Origin of the sequence: Candidatus Planktophila sp., assembly GCF_036734405.1 — a bacterium.
GTDB lineage: Bacteria > Actinomycetota > Actinomycetes > Nanopelagicales > Nanopelagicaceae > Planktophila.
Genome location: NZ_DAIMYR010000003.1, coordinates 249,941 through 269,322, shown reverse-complemented (window position 1 = coordinate 269,322; position 19,382 = coordinate 249,941). Strand labels below are relative to the sequence as shown.

Genomic DNA, 19,382 nt, shown 5'->3' with positions numbered 1-19,382 from the left:
TTACTTGCTCGCATAATCTGCGTAACCATTTGCTTCAAGCTTTTCAGCAAGCTCCGGTCCGCCTTGTTCAACGATACGCCCGTTAGCAAAAACATGTACGAAATCAGGCTTGATGTAACGCAAGATACGTGTGTAGTGCGTAATCAAAATGACGCCAAGGTCATTAGCTGCCTTTGCGCGATTAACGCCTTCAGAAACGATGCGAAGTGCATCGACATCTAAACCTGAATCTGTTTCATCCAGAATCGCCATCTTTGGCTTAAGAAGTTCAAGCTGCATAATTTCATGGCGCTTCTTTTCTCCACCCGAGAAACCTTCATTGACATTACGAGTAGCAAAAGAAGGATCCATTGCCAAAGCTTCCATCGCATCCTTAACTTCGCCGACCCACGTACGAAGCTTTGGTGCTTCGCCGCGTAATGCAGTTGCTGCGGTACGCAAGAAGTTCGACACTGATACGCCAGGTACTTCAACCGGATATTGCATAGCTAGGAATAATCCAGCCTTTGCGCGCTCATCAACAGTCATGTCGAGAACATCTGCACCATCAAGCGTGACGGTTCCACCTGTAATTGTGTACTTAGGGTGACCGGCAATTGAGTAAGCAAGAGTTGATTTACCAGAACCATTTGGTCCCATGATCGCGTGGGTTTCACCTGATTTAATTGTTAGATCGACACCCTTAAGGATCTCAACCGTTCCATTGTCAGTGTCAACCGATACCTGCAGGTTACGGATTTCTAGTGTGCTCATCGTCTTCTCTCTTCTCTCGTTACTAAATCTCTACCGTGACGGCATTTCCGTCGATTGATACTGCATATGTTTCTAATGGAATGTTTGCAGGAAGCGTTAGAGCTTCACCTGTGCGTAAATCAAATTCGGCACCATGTAGCCAACATTCGATCTTGAAGCCAGTGACATCACCTTCAGAAAGTGATGCATCTGAATGAGTACAAGTGTCGGCCACTGCAAAAACTTCAGTACCAACACGGGCAACACAGATTGATTTGCCATCCTTTTCAATAAGGACAGGCTTTCCTTCGGTCAATTGCTCCAGAGTTAAATCAGCCATTGTGCGCCGCCTTTTCGAGTTCGGCATCAATGCGGTCCATAATTCGGTTTTGTACCTCTTCATTACCGATTTCCATAACAATCTCATTGAAGAAGCCGCGTACAACTAGACGACGCGCATCTGCCATTGCGATTCCTCGTGACATCAAATAGAAAAGCTGTTCATCATCAAAGCGACCTGTAGTACTTGCGTGACCTGCACCAACAATTTCGCCGGTTTCAATCTCAAGATTCGGCACCGAATCTGCACGTGCACCATCGCTAAGCAAAAGGTTGCGATTGAGTTCGTAAGTATCGGTTCCTTCTGCGGCTGCGCGGATCAAAACATCGCCAATCCACACTGTGTGCGCATCTTTTCCGGCCAAAGCGCCCTTGTAATTCACATTGGACTTTGCATGAGGTACTGCATGGTCAATGTGATTTCGGTGCTCAAAGAATTGCCCAGCAGTTGCAAAGTAAACACCGAGAAGATCCGCAGATGCTCCCGGTGCTTTGAATTCAACAGTTGGCAAGATTCGAACAACATCTCCCCCGACAGTCACCGTAATTGATTTAAATGTTGCATCCTTATCAACTAATGCATGGTGACGTGCGGTGTAAACAGATTTTGATTCAAACTCTTGCAAGGTAACGAACTTGAGGTTTGCACCAGGAGCCAAATAAATCTCTAAATCCTCAGCTAACACTGTGTCCGTCGTATTTTCGACAATAACCGTTGCCACCGCATGGGTACCGAGTGTTATGCGAACACGTGAAAATTCAGCGGTGTCTAGCGCTCCTGCTGAGCGGCGTAAGAAAATTGGTTCAGCCACTTCAGTATTTGCAGCGATAGCTAAATGTGCCACAGGGACCGCAGCACCTCTAACTCGCTCGATGATTACATCATCGGATACAGATAGTGGCTCTAAATTTTCGCGGCTAAATGTAACTCCCGAAGGCAACGCAGCCTTGGGAATCAAAGTTGAGCGATCAGATTGAACTGCCGACCCATCGTGAAGTCCGCGAAGACGCTTCAGCGGTGTGAAACGCCAAGCTTCTTCACGACCCGTGGGAGTTAAGTAGTTTGTAGTAAGAACTGACATTAACCGACAGCACCTTCCATCTGAAGTTCAATCAAACGATTGAGCTCTAGCGCGTACTCCATTGGAAGTTCGCGTGCGATTGGCTCGATAAATCCACGAACAATCATCGCCATGGCTTCATCTTCATTTAGCCCACGTGACATCAAATAGAACAACTGATCATCGCTCACCTTTGAAACAGTTGCTTCGTGCCCCATCGAGACATCATCTTCACGAATATCAACATACGGATATGTATCTGATCGTGAAATTGTGTCTACCAATAGTGCATCGCATTTAACTGTGCTCTTGGAGTGGTGTGCGCCTTCTTGTACTTGAACAAGTCCGCGATACGAAGTACGACCTCCACCACGGGCGACAGACTTTGAAATTACAGATGAAGATGTGTACGGAGCGGCGTGAACCATCTTGGCTCCTGAATCCTGATGTTGGCCTTCTCCAGCAAAAGCCAAAGATAAGGTTTCACCCTTTGCGTGAGGACCCATCAAGAAAATTGCTGGGTACTTCATGGTTACCTTGGAACCGATATTTCCATCTACCCATTCCATAGTTGCGCCCTCGGCACATGTTGCACGCTTTGTTACCAAGTTGTACACGTTGTTCGACCAGTTCTGAATCGTGGTGTAACGAACGCGCGCACCCTTCTTAACAATGATTTCAACAACTGCAGAGTGAAGTGAATCTGACTTATAAATTGGCGCAGTACATCCCTCAACATAGTGAATGTATGAATCTTCATCTGCAATGATCAGGGTTCGCTCGAACTGACCCATATTTTCAGTGTTAATTCGGAAGTATGCCTGTAATGGAATATCTACATGAACGCCCTTAGGCACGTAAATAAATGAGCCACCTGACCATACTGAAGTATTAAGAGCTGCGAACTTGTTATCGCCCACTGGAATAACCGTTCCGAAATATTCCTTGAATAGTTCTGGGTGCAGTTTCAACGCACTATCAGTATCAAGGAAAATTACGCCTTGGGCTTCTAGATCTTCGCGAATTGAGTGATATACAACTTCAGATTCGTACTGTGCTGCAACGCCTGACACCAGACGCTGCTTTTCAGCTTCTGGAATACCCAAACGATCATAAGTATTTTTGATCTCATCTGGCAGGTCATCCCACGTTGTTGCTTGCTTTTCAGTAGAACGCACGAAGTATTTGATTGTGTCAAAGAAGATTCCAGAAAGATCTGATCCCCAGTTAGGCATCGGCTTCTTTTCAAACAAGGAAAGTCCCTTAAGACGAAGGTCAAGCATCCACTGCGGCTCAGACTTCTTTGCTGAGATGTCACGAACTACATCTTCATTAAGTCCACGCTTGGCGTTATCGCCAATCGCACTCTTATCTGACCAACCATATTCATAGTTGCCGAGACCGTCGAGTTCTGGATGTGCTGTAGTCATGCACGGACCTTTCCCTTGCTTGTGTTTGTTTGTGAACTTTGGATTTTTGAGTTTTGTGCGGTGGGGATGAAAGTTGTACATACGCCATCACCATGGGCAATGGTTGCTAAACGCTGAACATGCGTTCCTAAAACTTTTGATAGAGCCTCAGTCTCGGCTTCACACAACTGTGGAAATTCAGCTGCTACATGAGCTATGGGACAGTGATGTTGGCACAGTTCTTCACCCATAGGCTTTTGCGTGACACTTGCCGCATAGCCTTGGTCAGAAAGAAATGTTGCGAGCGCATCAACTTTGTGCGAGCGCTTTGCGATGGCAACTGTTGCTTTTCGTTCAATGTCATCGGCACGTGATTGGGCAAATGCATTAACCAGATGCTCCCCAGATTGCACCGACATGAATTTCAGTGCAGCAACAGCTAAGTCATCATATGAATGTTCAAATGTTTCGCGACCTTTGTCTGACATAACAAAAACCTTTGAAGGTCGACCGCGACCGCGGATTGAAGAGGCGCGAGGATCACGTGCCTCAAGCACTCCATCGGCAACCAGTAAATCCAAATGACGACGGATACCAGCAGGTGTGAGCCCTAAACGCTCGCCTAGAACCGCAGCGGTAGATGGGCCGTTTTCAAGAATTGAACGGGCGACAAGGTCACGGGTGCGCGAGTCATCCCCTGCTACATGTCCACCAATTAATTTCACAACACTATTGTGTCGTAATTCGACACGTTCAGCCACTCGTAAGCGTGCGGGTCGCCTGAGTCATAGGCTACGACCATGGGCACATTGCGAGCACGGGCGGCACGAGTTCTGTCCCCGGCTAGCGGATTCTTGCTCTTTGCCCAAGCCGCAATTGTTGTGACCGGCGGTGCGGTGCGCTTAACCGGTTCTGGATTGGGCTGTCCTACCTGGCCTGAATGCACCCCGGGTTCATATACCCCAAAGCCTTACCAAGTCGAAGAACAAGTAAAGGTTTGGATTGAGTTTGGCAACCGTTTGCTCACCTTTGTCCTAGTACTTGTCGCAATAATTGTTCTGATCAGCGTTTTAGCTGCAGGAAGAAAAGATTTGCGGGGTCTTGCCTTGGGACAAGTTCTTGGGATTGTGGGTCAAGGAATTCTCGGTGGGATTACTGTACTAACCGGTTTACACCCTGCAACTGTTGCCGCACATTTTTTGCTGTCCATAATTTTGATTGCGGGTGCGACCTCGCTGCGAGCCCAAAGGTTTGCACCTTTAGAGAAGAATGAACCAGCGCCTTTAGTAAAAAAGATTGCGACCGCTCACATTATTGCCTCTTTTGTCGTCCTCTTCTTGGGCACCATGGTGACAGGTTCTGGTCCTCATGCCGGAGATGCCACTGCGCCTAGGTTTCCATTTGATCTGCGAACCATGGCATGGATTCATGCAGATTCAGTCATTGCCTTGTTTGGAATAACTTTTGGATTATTTGTTGTACATGGAGTTTCAACTCATACGAAAAAACGTTTGAAGATCTTTCTAGCTTTTGCTCTGGGTCAGGGATTAATTGGTTATGTGCAATGGTTTAAAGATCTACCAGAACTATTGGTTGGTTTGCATTTAGTTGGATCGACTTTGGTGTGGATCGCTTCATGGAGGGTGTGGTTATCGGTGACAAAGAGAATGGAAAGCAAATGAGCACAGTATCGGGTTGGTCCACACTTGATGATCAAGCAGTTGCATATGCCAGAGCGTTAGCTGCAGATGCTGTTCAAAAAGTTGGAAATGGCCACCCAGGTACTGCAATGTCCCTTGCTCCAGTTGCATATACATTGTTTCAGCGTCATTTGATTCATGATCCATCAGATCCTCAATGGCTGGGACGCGATCGATTTATTCTTTCCTGTGGACATTCATCGTTGACGCTCTACATACAACTGTACTTAAGTGGCTATGGATTAGAGATGAAGGATCTAGAGAGTTTTCGTACATGGGGTTCATTAACTCCTGGCCACCCCGAATATGGTCACACCGCGGGTGTGGAAATGACAACGGGTCCACTAGGCCAAGGCGTAGCAACCGCTGTTGGCATGGCCATGGCTGCTCGATTTGAACGTGGATTACTTGATCCAGCGGCTGCAAGTAATCAATCAATTTTTGATCACTCAATCTGGGTTATTTGTTCAGATGGAGATTTACAAGAAGGTGTTAGCGCAGAAGCTTCATCATTAGCTGGAACGCAAGAATTGGGAAATCTCAACATTATTTATGATGACAATCGAATTTCAATTGAAGGCGATACTCATAATGCATTTACCGAAGATGTTTCTGCGCGCTACCGTGCTTATGGTTGGCAGGTAATTGATGTGGCTGCAGCACAGGATGGAAGCGTTGATATTGCTGCACTAGATGCTGCGATGCTGGCGGCAAAGAAAGAAGGTACTAAGCCATCTCTTATCCGTATGAAATCTGTTATTGCTTGGCCTGCACCTAAAGCGCAAGGCACTGCAGCATCGCATGGATCTGCTTTGGGAGCTGAAGAAATTGCACAGACAAAGATCGCATTAGGACTTAACCCTGAAGAACACTTTGCAATGCCAACTGAAGTTCTAGCGCACGCCCGATTGGTTAAAGATCGTGGCGCACAAGCCCGATCACAGTGGAACACACGTTTTGCAACCTGGAAAGGTAGTAATCCAGAGAAAGCAAAACTTCTGGAACGTTTACAAACAAAATCACTTCCGGCTGGATGGGATTCGCAGCTTCCAGTATTTGCACCAGGCAAGGATGTTGCAACGCGCGCGGCCTCTGGTGAAGTAATCAACGCCATCGCGGCAGTCTTGCCCGAGTTCTGGGGTGGATCTGCAGATTTAGCAGGATCAAATAACACAAGCATTAAGGGTGGTGGATCATTCCTGCCTGCAAGTAGTTCGATCGAAGGCGCAAATCCATACGGGCGAATTATTCATTTTGGAATTCGTGAGCATGCAATGGGCTCGATTTTAAATGGCATTTCTTTGCATGGACTAACGCGCTCATTTGGTGGAACCTTTGCCGTCTTTAGTGATTACATGCGCCCTGCGGTACGTCTTGCGGCATTAATGAATATTCCGGCAACCTTTGTGTGGACGCATGATTCAATCGGCGTTGGCGAAGATGGACCAACACATCAACCGATCGAGCACTTTGCCGCACTTCGCGCGATTCCTGGCCTAGATGTAATTCGACCTGGAGATGCCAACGAAGTAACGGAAGCCTGGAAAAAGATCATTACCCGCGGACGGGCCTGCGGAATTTTGTTATCACGTCAAAACCTGCCGGTATTTGACCGCGCAACCTGCCAACCTGCTTCAGGAACGGCGCAAGGCGCATATGTTCTAAAGGATCTTCCAAACCCACAGGCAATTCTGATTGCAACTGGTTCCGAGGTTTCACTTGCAATAGATGCCCAAACCGCACTTGCTGCAGATGGAATCAATGTTCGCGTTGTGAGTGCTCCTTGTCTTGAATGGTTTGCCGAACAAGACAAGACATATCGAGATTCAGTTCTATCCCCCGGTGTTCTGAAAGTCAGTATCGAAGTCGGTATCGCCCAGGGATGGCGCGAGTTAATTGGTGATTCGGGTGTAGCAATTTCACTTGAACACTATGGCGCATCTGCTGATGCAAAAACATTGTTCAAGGAGTTTGGTTTCTCAGTCGAAAACGTTGTAGCTCAAGTAAAGAAGGCAATTTAATGTCAGTTCAGGATATTGCAACTGCAGGGACTTCTATTTGGCTCGATGATCTGTCGCGAGCAAAAATAACATCAACCGATCCACACGCCTTGCCAGCTCGAATCAAAAATAGCGGTGTCGTTGGGGTCACTACAAATCCCAGTATTTTCAGTGCGGCAATAAGTGGCGCTGCAGAATACGCCGCCGATATCGCTGTGATGAAAGCTTCGACAGTGGATGAGGTAGTCAAGAAGTTGACTACTGATGATGTTCGCCAAGCGTGTGATTTGTTCACCTCGATTTACAACTCTTCCAAAGGTGTAGATGGACGTGTCAGTATTGAAGTTGATCCACGTCTAGCTCATGACACCGAAGGAACAATTTCTGCGGGTAAGGAGCTTTGGGCAATTATTGATCGCCCAAATTTGATGATTAAGGTTCCAGCCACTCTTGAAGGCTTACCAGCGATTACCGCATTGATTAGCGCGGGTATTAGCGTCAATGTGACTTTGATCTTCTCGGTTAAAAGATATGGCCAAGTAATTGAGGCTTACATTAAGGGAGTTGAGCAGTGTGAAGATCCTTCAAAGGTGCATTCAGTTGCCTCCTTCTTCATTAGCCGTATTGATTCATCTATCGACGGCCTGCTCAAGAAGAATGGTTCACCAGAGGCGACAGCTTTGTTAGGCAAGGCAGCAATTGCAAATGCTCACTTGGCCTATCAACTCTTTGAGGAGAAATTTGTCTCCGAACGTTGGAGCGCACTTGCTGCAAAGGGTGCACATAAGCAACGTCCTTTATGGGCTTCTACTGGAGTGAAGGACCCGGCATATCCAGATACCCGATATGTCATTGAATTAATTGCACCTGACACAGTAAACACGATGCCTCAATCGACCCTTGATGCCGTAATCGATCATGGCGTAGTTCGGGGTAACACTATTTCGACCAACTATGCAGAGGCGGTCGAAGTTCTTAAGGCGCTATCTGCCATGGGAATTTCATTAGATGAGGTGACAACCGAGCTAGAAATAGATGGTGTGAAGAAGTTTGCCCAAGCATGGGAAGAGTTATTAGCAAATGTAAAGGCTGCGCAACAACAATGATTGCAATCAAGGGAAATGCTTTATCCAAAGTCGATCGTAGCTCTGCAGAGTACAAATCTCTGCAAGCATTTCATGAGCGATTGAAGACAAAAGATTCAACCATCTGGGGACCAGAAGCCCAAGCCGAAGCTTCAGTTCGTCTGAACTGGATTGATTTACCTGAGAGCTCTCGTGATTTACTGCCGCAATTTGATGCCCTTGCCGCAAAACACAGAGATAAGAGCAATGTGATCTTGTGTGGCATGGGTGGTTCATCCCTTGGTCCAGAAGTAATTGCACAAACTTTCTCAAAGAAGTTATTCGTTTTAGATTCAACCGATCCTAACTATGTCGCACATTCATTAGCTTTTGATCTTTCAAAGAGCGTAGTAGTTGTTAGTTCAAAATCAGGATCTACTATTGAAACCGCCTCACAGCGCGCACTCTTTGAGGGTGCGTTCAAGGATGCCGGATTAAATCCTGTAGATCACATGGTCTTTGTAACCGACCCTGGTTCGCCACTTGATAAACAAGTTCGTGAAGGTGGATTTACTGTTGTAAATGCCGACCCACATGTAGGCGGGCGATTTAGTGTGCTGAGTCCATTTGGTTTGGTCCCTGCGGCATTGATAGATGTAGATGTTTCGGTCCTGCTAGACAATGCAAGCGATACTAAGAAAGCATTCTTTGTTAATTCACAAACAGTGTGTGATATCGCCTATCTGTTGTCATATGTTTCTGATCAATACGTGGCGTATACAGATGATGCATCTGGAATGCCAGGACTGAGCGATTGGATTGAACAACTTGTTGCTGAATCAACTGGCAAAAACCAAGTAGGTCGCCTGCCTGTTGTTGCAGAGAATTCTCATAATGGACGCGAAGGCAGCGCATTTACTATTGCCTTTGCTGGAGCTGCTGATTTAGTTGTCGAAGGTGACTTAGCTTCACAATTCATTGTGTGGGAATGGGTAACGGCACTTGTTGGCGCAGCTCTTGCGATTGATCCGTTCAATCAGCCAAATGTCACAGAAGCCAAGGAACAAACTTCAGCGCTTCTGAATGAATGGAAAGGTGTTCTGCCGTCATTTGCTGCAGATGTAACCGATGGCGCAATTGAAATTTTTGGTGCTGGAAACAGTGCAACTGATGCCTTGACTCAACTCATCGGAAAAATTCCAACAGATGGATACATCGCGATCATGGCTTACCTTGATCGCAAGGATGATGCCGCAGTTGCCGAACTTCGAGCAATCTTGGCTGATAAATCTGGCCGACCTGTAACTTTTGGTTGGGGTCCACGTTTCTTGCATTCAACGGGACAGTTCCATAAAGGCGGGCAGCAAAATGGTGTCTTCTTACAGATTACGGGTGATGTAAAGAAAGATATTGCGATTCCAGGACAAAACTATGGTTTTGAAACTTTGGTAGCAGCGCAAGCGTTGGGCGATGGAAAAGCACTGGCATCAAGAAAATACCCACTACTTCGATTTAATCTTACAAATCGAGCAATGGGCATATCTGAACTACTAGATGCGGTTAAATCTCTTTAGTTTTTATTCGTCGTCTTCGCCACGAAGTTTGCGTAAAGCTTCTTCAAGAAGTTTTTCGCCTTCGGCATCTGTGCGGCGCTCTTTCACATAAGCAAGGTGCGTCTTGTAAGGCACATTTACTTCAGGGCTAGGCGGGTTGTTGCGATCGCGCCCTGCTGGGTAACCACACTTAGGGCAATCCCATTCAGCTGGAATAACAACGGTTTCTTCTACAGCAAATGATGGACGAACTTCGTGTCCGTTAGCGCAAAAGTATGAGACGTAAGCACGTGCGATTGAATCGCCACGCTCTGCCTCGCCCATTGGGCCGGCACCGACACGACTTCCGCGAATTGCACTTGCCATCTATATCCCCTTGTTAGAACCTTCGTTAATTATGAAAATATGTTATTGGTTTACTTGAGCACAAGCGAGAGCGCAACAACTAGAGCAAACCACAATCCACCTGCAACGATGGTGATTCGATCCAGGTTCTTTTCAACCACTGATGAACCGCCGTAGTTAGATGAGATGCCGCCGCCGAATAAGTCGGATAGACCGCTTCCCTTACCCTTGTGAAGAAGTACCAACAGGATCATGAGGATGCTTGTAATAACAAGTGCGATAGATAGAGCTAGTTTCACTTTTCTTAAACTCCTAGTTCGTAGGGGGTAAGGATACCCGCCTGAAGGGGGTAATGCTTACTCCTTCACCGCGTGGAATTTAACGATCTTAGCCAATTCCTCAGGATCTAGGCTCGCTCCGCCGATCAAAGCACCATCAACATCGGGCTTCTTCATGATTTCTACAATGTTAGAGGACTTCACAGAACCGCCGTAGAGGATGCGCATATTTGCTGCAATTTCAGGTGAACCAATGTTTTCGACCTCTTCACGGATTGCCGCACATACTTCTTGGGCATCTTCAGGGGTTGCAGTCTTTCCTGTTCCAATTGCCCATACTGGTTCGTAGGCAATAACGATCTTCTTCAGCTCTGGCTTTGTAAATCCTTCGAGACCTGCACGAATCTGTCGGATTACATGACTTACATGTGTTCCTGATTCGCGGATTGCAAGCTCTTCACCGACACAAAAAATTGGTGTTAACTCATTAGCAAGTGCGGCTTTAATCTTGCGGTTGATAAGCGCATCTGATTCTTGATGAATTGCGCGTCGCTCTGAGTGGCCGATAACAACAAAAGTACAGCCAAGCTTTGCAAGCATTGACCCTGAGATATCACCAGTAAATGCACCGCTGGTCTCTGGGGAAAGATCCTGTGCTCCGTACTGCAAGCGCAAACGATCTCCATCAACCAAAGTTTGAATTGAACGAATATCTGTAAATGGAGGAATAACAGCGACATCTACGGCGTCGTAATCCTTATCTTCCAGCCCGTAAACCAACTTTTGAGCAACTGCGATCGCCTCAAGATGATTGAGGTTCATCTTCCAGTTTCCTGCCATTAATGGTTTACGCATTGTCAGCTCCTATGTTCAGCAAGTTCAATTAAATTAATTCTAGTGCTTTTAGTCCGGGAAGTTCTTTGCCCTCTAGATATTCCAGTGAAGCCCCGCCTCCGGTTGAGATGTAGCCGAACTGAGAATCTGCAAAACCCAGAGCGCGAACCGCGGCTGCAGAGTCTCCCCCACCAACAACAGATATTCCTGAAACCTGTGTTAAAGCTTGTGCAACGACTTTAGTTCCAGCGGCAAAGTTAGGAAACTCAAAAACTCCCATCGGACCATTCCAGAATACGGTCTTGCACTTAACAATTTCTGCAGCAAATGCCGCAGCTGATACCGGTCCGATATCTAGACCCATTTGATCCGCTGGTATTCCATCTGCAGCAACCAGTGTTGGGGTTGCATCTGCAGCAAAGGCAGGTGCAACAACAATGTCAGTTGGGAGCAAAAGCTTGACGCCATTCTTTTCTGCCGTAGCAATTAACCCTTTGACCACATCCAGCATTTCTGATTCAACAAGTGAGGTACCGATCTCTTTACCTTGAGCTTTCAGGAATGTGAAAACCATTCCTCCGCCTATAGCTAGAACATCAACCTTGCCTAGCAAGTTTTCTATTACACCTAATTTGTCTGAAACCTTTGCGCCACCAAGAACAACACCATATGGGCGTTCTGGGTTTTGGGTTAGCTTCTTCAGAACCTCAACTTCGGCAGCAACTAATTTTCCTGCTGCATGTGGAAGCAATTTTGGTAGATCAAAAACTGATGCATGTTTGCGGTGCACCGCACCAAAACCATCTCCAACATAGAAGTCGGCAAGTTGTGCAAGTTCGCCCGCAAATGCTGCGCGCTCTGTCTCTTCTTTGCTGGTCTCTGCTGCACTGAAACGTATATTTTCGAGAAGAAGAATTTCACCTGCTGTAAGCGTTTGCGCCGCTGTTGTTACCGCAGCACCTGTTACCTGTCCAGGAAATTTCACTTCTTGACCAAGTAGTTCAGCCAAACGTTGTGCTACTGGTGCAAGTGAGAGTTCAGGCTTTGCTTCACCTTTTGGTCGACCCAGGTGTGCTGCAATAACAAGGGATGCACCTTTTTCAAGTAGCGCTTGAATAGTAGGAAGCGAGGCTTTGATTCGTCCGTCATCCTTAATAACTCCCTCTTTCAAGGGAACATTAAGATCGCAACGAAGAAAGACCCGCTTTCCTGCTACATCAATTGTTGAAAGATCTGGCATTACAGAGTTTTGCCAACGTAATCGATCAAGTCAACGAGGCGGTTTGAGTAACCCCATTCGTTGTCATACCAACCAACGATCTTGACCTGGTTACCAATTACCTTGGTGAGACCTGCGTCGAAGATACATGATGATGGATCGGTCACGATGTCTGAAGAAACAATTGGATCTTCAGTGTATGTAAGGAATCCCTTGAGTGGCCCATTTGCTGCCGCCTTCATCGCTGCGTTGATTTCGGCAGCTGTTGCTTCCTTTGCTAGTTCAACAGTTAGATCTGTTGCAGATCCTGTTGGAACTGGAACGCGCATTGCGTAACCATCTAGCTTGCCCTTGAGCTCTGGCATAACTAGTGAGATCGCCTTTGCAGCACCTGTAGATGTAGGAATCATGTTTGTTGCAGCCGCGCGTGAACGACGAAGATCCTTGTGTGGGAAATCAAGGATTACCTGGTCATTTGTGTAGGCGTGAATTGTTGTCATCAAGCCCTTAACAATTCCCCAGTTATCCTGAAGTACCTTGGCCATTGGAGCTAGGCAGTTTGTTGTACATGATGCGTTTGAAATGATGTTGTGCTTGGCTCCGTCATATTGAGTGTGGTTTACACCCATAACGATTGTGATGTCTTCATCAGTTGCTGGCGCAGAGATGATGACCTTCTTGGCTCCAGCTGTGATGTGCTTTTGCGCATCTGCAGCCTTTGTGAAAATACCAGTAGATTCAACAACAACATCTGCCTTAACCGATGCCCATGGCAAGTTTGCTGGATCGCGCTCTGAGAAAACTTTGATCGTCTTTCCGCCCACAGTGATTGAATCATCTGTGAAAGTAACTTCTAGACCGAGGCGACCCAAGATTGAGTCGTACTTCAAAAGGTGAGCAAGAGTCTCGTTTGGTGTTAAGTCGTTGATTCCGACGATATTGATATTTGGGTTTGTAAGTGAAGCGCGAAAGAAGTTACGTCCGATGCGTCCAAAACCATTGATTCCGACATTAATCATGAAAGTGTCCTTGCTACTAGTGGGGCACATGAAAAAGCCCAGCTGCTGGTGGTTCGTAGAACTGCCACAACGCTGGGGTCTTAGGTAGAACCTTACCAGTGAAGAATGCGTGAACTCTTAAGTATCAGCGGGCTAATTGAGCAAATCTGGCGAGAGGCCGCTCTCAGTATCGGGAATTCCAAGCTCTGCAGCGCGTTTATCGGCCATGGCTAGTAATCGTCGAATTCGACCAGCAATCGCATCCTTCGTCATAGGAGGAACGGCCAATGAACCGAGTTCTTCTAGTGAAGCCTGGCCATGATTGATGCGCAACTCCCCCGCCTCTTTCAGATGATCTGGAATTGTTGGCCCAAGAATTTCCATCGCCCGTTGCACACGCGCGGCGGCGGCAACTGCTGCACGAGCAGAACGGCGAAGATTTGCATCATCAAAGTTTGCAAGTCGGTTAGCAGTTGCTCGAACCTCGCGTCGCATGCGGCGTTCTTCCCAAGCCATCACACTTTCATGTGCGCCAAGTCGAGTAAGCAGCACACCGATTGCATCGCCATCACGAATGACAACACGATCAACTCCACGAACTTCGCGCGCCTTTGCCACAATTCCTAATCGACGAGCTGCACCTACTAAAGCAAGGGCAGCTTCGGGACCTGGGCAGGTAATTTCTAATGATGATGAACGACCTGGTTCAGTCAATGAACCGTGAGCAATGAATGCACCGCGCCATGCTGCTTCTGAATCACAAGTTGCAGCTGAAACTACTTGTGGTGGAAGCCCGCGCACTGGTCGACCATTTGAATCGACCAAACCGGTTTGGCGGGCAAGTGCGTCACCTTCATTGATGACGCGAACGACATAACGAGAGCCCTTACGTAAACCGCTGGATGAAAGAACGGCCAAGTCTGAGTCATGCCCGTAAATGTCAGCGATATCTTTTCGAAGTCGGCGCGCACTCTGTGAGGTATCGAGTTCTACTTCGATAACAATCTTTCCTGCCGCGATGTGCAGTCCGCCAGCAAAACGAAGAAGTGAGGAGACTTCGGCCTTGCGACAACATGGTTTGGTAATTGCGAGACGAGATAATTCGTCTTTAACTGATGCTGTCATTGCCATGGGGTAATCCAACCATTTACCGAGCGAGAATGTGGCCCAAATGGAGAGCTAATTTTTGGGCATCATGATGGATGCTGCCCGGTGCTTTACGAATATCTGCCGCGACAATCTCTCCACCCAAGGTTGATGCTGCTAGCTGCAAAGCTTGCTCATCCCGCACAACTGAATGGTCTACTAGGCAATAATCCACCTTTACACCAGGGGCATATCGATGAAAAAAGTTGAGATGCTCTTCAGGGGTGGAACCTGCGAACTCTTCACCTTGAGAATGTGAAGTTGCATCTAAATTCAAAATTAAAATCTTGCGGGCCTTACTGCTTTGCAACGCCTCAAGTTGGGCAGGTACTAATAAGTGTGGGATCACACTCGAAAACCATGAACCCGGTCCCATCGTGATCCACTGTGCATCAGCAATTGCCTCTAGTGCTTCGGTTCGCGCAGCAGGATCCTCCGGAATTATGCGCAGAGATTCAATGTGTCCCTTTGCCGTTGCAACCTCTTTTTGACCGCGCACAACAATTCTTCCGGTCGATGTATTAAAGGTTCCTTCGATATCCAAGGCGACAGATGCCATTGGCAGGACGCGACCAATAACTTTTAACAGTTGACCTACTCTGTCTAAAGCTACAACGGGATCTTCTCCAGCGTTCCACATTGATGCAAGCAAGAGATTACCCATCGCATGCCCATTGAGTTCGCCATCACTTTCAAAGCGGTGTTGCATTATTTGGGCCCAGGTACGACCCCATTCATCATCTGCGCATAGGGCGGCTAACGCCATTCGTAAATCACCCGGGGGAAAAATTGGAAACTCTGCACGCAAACGTCCGCTAGAACCACCGTTATCTGCAACGGTAACGATTGCAGTTAACTGATGAGTGATCTGACGCAAAGCGGTCAATGTGGCGGCTAAACCATGGCCACCACCTAATGCAACAACTTTAGTCAAAACTATTCACGACCTACATCACGGTGCGTTGGATGTGCTGAAATTTCGGCACCAATTTCATTGAGTTGTCGTGCGATTTCCTGGGTGATAGCAACGCTTCTGTGCTTTCCACCTGTACAACCAACTGCGATCGTTACATATTTCTTGCCTTCGCGCATATACCCCGGCATCATGGAATTTACTAACTGAACATAATCCTGAACAAAATCGCTGACGCCTTCGCTACCCAAAACCTTTTCGCTTACTTGTGGAGTCAATCCCGTTAGTGGACGTAGCTCTGGAATCCAATGCGGGTTAGGAATAAACCGACAGTCAAGAACTAAATCTGAATCAACTGGAATTCCATACTTGTACCCAAATGAGAGGACGTTGACTCGAATTCTTTGCAACTTTCCTGCACCAAATATTTCACCGATTCGCTTTTCTAATTGATGAACGTTGAGGTTTGAAGTATCGATTGCAACATCGGATTGAGAGCGAATCTCTTCTAGCTTTTCACGTTCACGTGCGATCCCATCAACGATTCGATCCTTGCCCTGCAATGGATGTGGCCGTCTAGTTGATTCAAATCTCTGAACTAATGCTTGATCGGTCGCATCTAGAAAAACTAAACGATAGGCAGATTTACTTTTCTTTAACTCAGCTAGTGCAGTGGTTAATTCATCAAAAAACTCTCCACCGCGAACATCGACAACAACGGCTAACTCTTTTCCTTGTGGCCCCGTTCCTTTACTAACTAATGCCGGAAGCAGCGCAGGCGGCAAGTTGTCGACGACATACCAACCTAAGTCTTCAAGGGCGTGAGCAACTGTTGATCGCCCAGCACCTGACATGCCAGTTAGAATTAAGGTCTCGTGTCCGCTCATGCTCTTATCCTCTTACATCTGTCAAGAAGGTCGAAACACGCTCAAGGCTCTTTTCCAGATAGGCCGGCAGCATCTCTTGGTGCTCCTGGTTCTTGGTTTCAAACAAGTAATTCAAAAGAAACAACCGCCGCTGCAGCAGAAGTGCTTTCATGGCATTTTCAGAGTAAGTCGGCAGTGGCTTAACGCTTGCGTAGCCAGCCAGAAGGGCTTGCTCTTGCTCTGGCGTATCCAAGTAATACAACGCGACAGCTAGATCCTGCGCTTGGACACCAAAGCCACAGTCATCGAAATCAAAGATTGAAAGTTTTCCTTCGTGCCACATCAAATTCCAACCATGACAATCTGCGTGAATGATGTGTACTGGTGATGTCTCATACAAATCACGCGTATACGCCATGATGTGATCATGGGCCTCTTGAATCAAACTTCGATCGGCAACTGAAAGTCTAGATTTTTCAGAGAAGAGAAAATCTTCTGTGCCCCAAAAGAAATTATCGAAAGTTGGCAATTCGGATCGACTTGAAAGAACAAATTCTGAAGATTCTTGATGCAGAAGCGCCATTGCCTTACCGACTTCATGTAGCTGATCCGAAGTTGGTTCATCGCCTATTTCTTCCCCTTCTAACCATGAGTACATCACGGCAGATAATGTCTGTCCGGTTTCGGGATGGACGGCGGAAACAATAAAATCATCTTTTAAAGTTGCAATTGGTGCGGGGGTATTGATGCCCGACGTCCGGTTGAGTTGGCGGACCCATTCGATCTCAGCCATCATGTTCTTAATCGTTCTAGTTGAGTTGATGTTAACTCGTAAGGCGTACTTGACGCCTGTTTCAGTTTCGACCGAAAAAGTCGCGTTGAACTCAAAGTTGATGCAGGAAACTTTCGTATTGCTGATGCCATAGTTAGTCAGTAACTCATGAGCAAAAGCGGTTAGGGATTTTTGTTGCTCTTCTGCCGGTAGTTCAAAAAACTCACTGCCCATTACTTGTTCTCCAAGATCTCGCCAGTTTCAGTATTGATTCCCTGGCTGGCAATTGAAGACAGATGAGATTCAATGATTGAGGCAATTTTAGAGCCAATCCCCGGAGTTGCTGCGATGTCTTCTACCGTTGCTTTACGTATTGCCGCGACCGAACCAAAACGTTCTAACAATGATGCTCTGCGGGCTGAGCCCAATTGTGGAATCTCATCCAAAATTGACTCCAACATTACCTTTGAACGACGTGATCTATGAAAGGTAATAGCAAAGCGGTGGGCTTCATCTCTAATCCGCTGCAATAGGTACAACCCTTCGCTGTTGCGGGGCAGGATAAGAGGATCCTTCGATCCTGGCATCCACACTTCTTCTAAGCGCTTAGCTAATCCGCACAACGCAATGTCCTTTATCCCTAACTCATCCAATGCGCGCTGTGCGGCATTTACTTGCGGCTGACCACCGTCCACCACGATGAGCTGAGGCGGATAAGCAAACTTGCTTGGTTTGCCGCCGAGTTCTGCAACTTCGGCTTCATTCTCTTTGCGATCATCAAGCAAACGCTTAAGTCTGCGAGTAATCACTTGGTGCATCGCACGAGTGTCATCAAATCCTTCGCTGGTATCAATGATGAATCGTCGGTATTCGCTCTTCTTAATCATGCCATCTTCGAAAACCACCATGGATGCAACAACTGATGTGCCTGAAATGTTGGAAATATCAAAACATTCAATCCGCAATGGTGTTCGTCCTAAATTGAGATGCTCTTCTATTTCAGTCAAAGCCTTGCCACTTACCGCAGCATCTGTTGCCCGCTTGCTCAAGTATTGAATCAAGGAATACTGGGCGTTACGTTTTACAGTGTCGAGTAGCTCAACTTTTTCGCCTCGTTGTGGCACTTTGATTTCAACTTTGGTTGATCCAATTCCACCCAGCCATTGTTCTAACTGCTCTTTATCTACCGGTTCAGCGTTAATGTAGATATTGCGTGGAACTGCAATCGCACCGGTTCCATAGATTGAATAGAGCAGTGAGGTCAAGACATCTTGACCTTCTAGAACCATCTCTTGATCCACAATCCACGACCTGGAACCCTTAACCGATCCACGTTGCATAGAAAATATCGATCCAGCTGCGTGGAAACCATCGTGGTAAATCGAAATGAAATCACCATCCAGATCATCTGAAAAATTGCCTTCAGTAGATTTCTGCGCCTTTTCAAAGGATTCGATTTGATCTCGCAAGCGTGCTGCGCGCTCGAATTCTTCATTTCCCGCAGCTGTGTTCATCTCTTCATGAAGCTTAGGCAGGATGTTTTCCATACCCGATTCCATGAATTCATTTAGGCGACCAGCTAATTGTTTGTGATCTTCTTGTGATATCCACCCAACACATGGTGCTGCACATTTTCCGATGTCCCCCAATAAACATTGGCGCTTACTGCGCTGTGCGCGCGTGAAGTTAGCTGATGAACATGATCTGACCGGAAAAACCTTGAGCAAAACTTCAAAAGTATTTCGTAGCGCCCAGGCGTTTGTGTAAGGGCCAAAGTACTTGAGCCCAGGTCGCTTGTCCTTGCGCGTTATGAAAATCATTGGGTATTCATCATTGAGCGATAAGGCTAAATATGGATAGGACTTGTCATCTTTAAACTGAACGTTGTACTTAGGTTGATACTGCTTGATCCAACTAAATTCCAGCGCTAAGGCTTCAAGTTCGGTACTAACAATGGTCCAATCAACACGAACTGCTTCGTGAACCATGCGATACGTTTTGGTCGCAAGATTTGCTTGAAAGTAATTGCTTAAGCGATTCTTAAGATTCTTTGCTTTGCCAACGTAGATAACTTTGTCCAATTTGTTGTAAAAGCGATATACCCCAGGGTGTTCCGGGATGTTTGTAGGCCGATAACTTTGAGGATCTGCCAT

General features: G+C 46.8%; 19 protein-coding genes. 4 read left to right on the top strand and 15 right to left on the bottom strand.

Annotated elements, in window-relative coordinates; genetic code table 11:
- Genes sufC through AC9UC2_RS05315 form a run of 5 tightly spaced genes read right to left on the bottom strand, consistent with a single transcriptional unit; the run spans nt 1 to nt 4,302 of the window.
- Entirely contained in the window at nt 1-753 is a 753-nt protein-coding gene (gene sufC / locus AC9UC2_RS05335; RefSeq protein WP_509526106.1) for a Fe-S cluster assembly ATPase SufC, read from the bottom strand.
- A 22-nt stretch (nt 754-775) separates the two neighbouring features.
- Nucleotides 776-1,072 (bottom strand): non-heme iron oxygenase ferredoxin subunit, encoded by a 297-nt coding sequence (locus AC9UC2_RS05330; RefSeq protein WP_509526104.1) that lies wholly within the window; start codon nt 1,070-1,072, stop codon nt 776-778.
- On the bottom strand, nt 1,065-2,153 hold the full coding sequence (gene sufD, locus AC9UC2_RS05325; protein ID WP_509526102.1) for a Fe-S cluster assembly protein SufD: 1,089 nt from the start codon (nt 2,151-2,153) through the stop codon (nt 1,065-1,067). Before sufD ends, AC9UC2_RS05330 begins: the two co-directional genes overlap by 8 nt.
- Complete coding sequence (gene sufB / locus AC9UC2_RS05320; protein ID WP_509526100.1) at nt 2,153-3,562, bottom strand: Fe-S cluster assembly protein SufB; 1,410 nt, start codon at nt 3,560-3,562, stop codon at nt 2,153-2,155. The genes sufD and sufB overlap by 1 nt, the downstream gene beginning before the upstream one ends.
- Nucleotides 3,559-4,302, bottom strand: coding sequence for a helix-turn-helix transcriptional regulator (locus AC9UC2_RS05315; protein ID WP_509526097.1), 744 nt, complete (start codon nt 4,300-4,302; stop codon nt 3,559-3,561). Before AC9UC2_RS05315 ends, sufB begins: the two co-directional genes overlap by 4 nt.
- A 39-nt stretch (nt 4,303-4,341) precedes the next feature.
- Between AC9UC2_RS05315 and AC9UC2_RS05310 the strand changes: the two genes are divergently transcribed.
- The 4 genes from AC9UC2_RS05310 to AC9UC2_RS05295 are packed head-to-tail and all read left to right on the top strand — an operon-like array spanning nt 4,342 to nt 9,879.
- Nucleotides 4,342-5,223, top strand: a complete 882-nt coding sequence (locus tag AC9UC2_RS05310; RefSeq protein WP_509526094.1) for a COX15/CtaA family protein — start codon at nt 4,342-4,344, stop codon at nt 5,221-5,223.
- A complete protein-coding gene (tkt, locus tag AC9UC2_RS05305) occupies nt 5,178-7,262 on the top strand; it encodes a transketolase (protein WP_509526091.1) in 2,085 nt (694 codons plus the stop codon). Before AC9UC2_RS05310 ends, tkt begins: the two co-directional genes overlap by 46 nt.
- A complete protein-coding gene (gene tal / locus AC9UC2_RS05300; protein ID WP_509526088.1) occupies nt 7,262-8,347 on the top strand; it encodes a transaldolase in 1,086 nt (361 codons plus the stop codon). The genes tkt and tal overlap by 1 nt, the downstream gene beginning before the upstream one ends.
- Entirely contained in the window at nt 8,344-9,879 is a 1,536-nt protein-coding gene (locus AC9UC2_RS05295) for a phosphoglucose isomerase-related protein (protein WP_509526085.1), read from the top strand. Before tal ends, AC9UC2_RS05295 begins: the two co-directional genes overlap by 4 nt.
- Before the next feature lie 3 nt (nt 9,880-9,882).
- On the opposite strand, the gene AC9UC2_RS05290 is transcribed toward AC9UC2_RS05295, so the two are convergent.
- The 10 genes from AC9UC2_RS05290 to uvrC form a co-directional block, all read right to left on the bottom strand.
- Nucleotides 9,883-10,224 (bottom strand): RNA polymerase-binding protein RbpA, encoded by a 342-nt coding sequence (locus AC9UC2_RS05290; RefSeq protein ID WP_509526083.1) that lies wholly within the window; start codon nt 10,222-10,224, stop codon nt 9,883-9,885.
- Between the two features lie 50 nt (nt 10,225-10,274).
- The gene (gene secG, locus AC9UC2_RS05285; protein WP_509526081.1) at nt 10,275-10,502 is read right to left on the bottom strand and encodes a preprotein translocase subunit SecG; all 228 of its coding nucleotides are present in this window, start codon (nt 10,500-10,502) and stop codon (nt 10,275-10,277) included.
- Between the two features lie 57 nt (nt 10,503-10,559).
- Entirely contained in the window at nt 10,560-11,342 is a 783-nt protein-coding gene (gene tpiA / locus AC9UC2_RS05280; RefSeq protein ID WP_509526166.1) for a triose-phosphate isomerase, read from the bottom strand.
- A 22-nt stretch (nt 11,343-11,364) separates the two neighbouring features.
- Nucleotides 11,365-12,555, bottom strand: a complete 1,191-nt coding sequence (locus AC9UC2_RS05275) for a phosphoglycerate kinase (RefSeq protein WP_509526078.1) — start codon at nt 12,553-12,555, stop codon at nt 11,365-11,367.
- Nucleotides 12,555-13,553, bottom strand: a complete 999-nt coding sequence (gene gap, locus AC9UC2_RS05270) for a type I glyceraldehyde-3-phosphate dehydrogenase (protein WP_509526076.1) — start codon at nt 13,551-13,553, stop codon at nt 12,555-12,557. The genes AC9UC2_RS05275 and gap overlap by 1 nt, the downstream gene beginning before the upstream one ends.
- Before the next feature lie 132 nt (nt 13,554-13,685).
- A complete protein-coding gene (gene whiA, locus AC9UC2_RS05265) occupies nt 13,686-14,663 on the bottom strand; it encodes a DNA-binding protein WhiA (RefSeq protein ID WP_509526074.1) in 978 nt (325 codons plus the stop codon).
- Between the two features lie 16 nt (nt 14,664-14,679).
- Nucleotides 14,680-15,612 carry a gluconeogenesis factor YvcK family protein gene (locus tag AC9UC2_RS05260; RefSeq protein ID WP_509526071.1) on the bottom strand — a complete coding sequence of 311 codons (933 nt, stop codon included), beginning with the start codon at nt 15,610-15,612 and terminating at the stop codon, nt 14,680-14,682.
- Between the two features lie 2 nt (nt 15,613-15,614).
- On the bottom strand, nt 15,615-16,478 hold the full coding sequence (rapZ, locus tag AC9UC2_RS05255) for an RNase adapter RapZ (RefSeq protein WP_509526069.1): 864 nt from the start codon (nt 16,476-16,478) through the stop codon (nt 15,615-15,617).
- A 4-nt stretch (nt 16,479-16,482) separates the two neighbouring features.
- A complete protein-coding gene (locus tag AC9UC2_RS05250) occupies nt 16,483-17,463 on the bottom strand; it encodes a phosphotransferase enzyme family protein (RefSeq protein ID WP_509526067.1) in 981 nt (326 codons plus the stop codon).
- On the bottom strand, nt 17,463-19,382 hold the full coding sequence (uvrC, locus tag AC9UC2_RS05245) for an excinuclease ABC subunit UvrC (protein ID WP_509526064.1): 1,920 nt from the start codon (nt 19,380-19,382) through the stop codon (nt 17,463-17,465). The genes AC9UC2_RS05250 and uvrC overlap by 1 nt, the downstream gene beginning before the upstream one ends.

Bases quoted from the DNA above. Each gene is read 5' to 3' on its own strand.
- tkt (WP_509526091.1), top strand. From the start codon at position 5,178: ATGGAGGGTGTGGTTATCGGTGACAAAGAGAATGGAAAGCAAATGAGC.
- uvrC (WP_509526064.1), bottom strand. From the start codon at position 19,382: ATGGCAGATCCTCAAAGTTATCGGCCTACAAACATCCCGGAACACCCT.
- sufD (WP_509526102.1), bottom strand. From the start codon at position 2,153: ATGTCAGTTCTTACTACAAACTACTTAACTCCCACGGGTCGTGAAGAA.
- rapZ (WP_509526069.1), bottom strand. From the start codon at position 16,478: ATGAGCGGACACGAGACCTTAATTCTAACTGGCATGTCAGGTGCTGGG.
- AC9UC2_RS05330 (WP_509526104.1), bottom strand. From the start codon at position 1,072: ATGGCTGATTTAACTCTGGAGCAATTGACCGAAGGAAAGCCTGTCCTT.
- sufB (WP_509526100.1), bottom strand. From the start codon at position 3,562: ATGACTACAGCACATCCAGAACTCGACGGTCTCGGCAACTATGAATAT.
- AC9UC2_RS05275 (WP_509526078.1), bottom strand. From the start codon at position 12,555: ATGCCAGATCTTTCAACAATTGATGTAGCAGGAAAGCGGGTCTTTCTT.
- gap (WP_509526076.1), bottom strand. From the start codon at position 13,553: ATGATTAATGTCGGAATCAATGGTTTTGGACGCATCGGACGTAACTTC.
- whiA (WP_509526074.1), bottom strand. From the start codon at position 14,663: ATGGCAATGACAGCATCAGTTAAAGACGAATTATCTCGTCTCGCAATT.
- AC9UC2_RS05295 (WP_509526085.1), top strand. From the start codon at position 8,344: ATGATTGCAATCAAGGGAAATGCTTTATCCAAAGTCGATCGTAGCTCT.
- AC9UC2_RS05290 (WP_509526083.1), bottom strand. From the start codon at position 10,224: ATGGCAAGTGCAATTCGCGGAAGTCGTGTCGGTGCCGGCCCAATGGGC.
- AC9UC2_RS05310 (WP_509526094.1), top strand. From the start codon at position 4,342: ATGGGCACATTGCGAGCACGGGCGGCACGAGTTCTGTCCCCGGCTAGC.
- AC9UC2_RS05250 (WP_509526067.1), bottom strand. From the start codon at position 17,463: ATGGGCAGTGAGTTTTTTGAACTACCGGCAGAAGAGCAACAAAAATCC.
- sufC (WP_509526106.1), bottom strand. From the start codon at position 753: ATGAGCACACTAGAAATCCGTAACCTGCAGGTATCGGTTGACACTGAC.
- tal (WP_509526088.1), top strand. From the start codon at position 7,262: ATGTCAGTTCAGGATATTGCAACTGCAGGGACTTCTATTTGGCTCGAT.